Source organism: Aphanothece microscopica RSMan92 (genome assembly GCF_046613545.2).
GTDB lineage: Bacteria > Cyanobacteriota > Cyanobacteriia > PCC-6307 > Cyanobiaceae > NIES-981.
Window position 1 is genome coordinate 1 of sequence record NZ_JBKKKY020000346.1, and the last position, 598, is coordinate 598.

At 71.4% G+C, this 598-nt stretch carries 1 protein-coding gene; it reads right to left on the bottom strand.

Annotated features, from left to right (window positions below; genetic code table 11):
* The coding region (locus ACLD7X_RS17915) for an SMP-30/gluconolactonase/LRE family protein (protein WP_411425043.1) at positions 1–598 on the bottom strand (598 nt) is incomplete at both ends.

The following is a 598-nucleotide window of genomic DNA, read 5'->3' on the forward strand; positions in this document are numbered from 1 at the left end:
GCCCCATCGGGGCGGCCCGGCGCGGCATCAGCGGCCGCGAAGAGGCGCCACGGGCCGATCTCGCCGGTCGCGGGATGGTAGTCGGCCTGCTCGATCGCCCCCAGCCGCGTATCGGTGAAATAGAGGGTGCGGCCATCCGGAGCGAAGGCGATGGCATTGGCGACGGTCACGCCCGATCTCAGTTGCGTCACGGCACCCGTCGTATCGACACGGTAGAGGCCGCCGGTCGTGCGCAGGCCGAAATCCCACATGCTGCCGCAGAGGATGCGGCCGGCAGGGTCGCATTTGGCGTCGTTGAGGCGGTTCTCGGGCGGGCCGTCTTCGACGTTCGCGATCGCTGCGAACTCCCCATCGCGCGGATCGAAGCCGAGCAGGGCATGGCGGACCGCGACGACGAGGCCGCCGGAGCGCCGGCCGCCCACGGCGCCGATCAGATCCGGCATCGCCCAGCTTTCGACCGCGCCGCTCGCCGGATCGAGCCGCCGCAGCGCCGGGGCTCGCAGGTCGATCCAGTACAGGCACTGCTCGCGTGCCAGCCAGCTCGGCGACTCGCCGAGGACGTCGCCGCTATTGGCCGCGACAATGAGGTTGGGCTCCG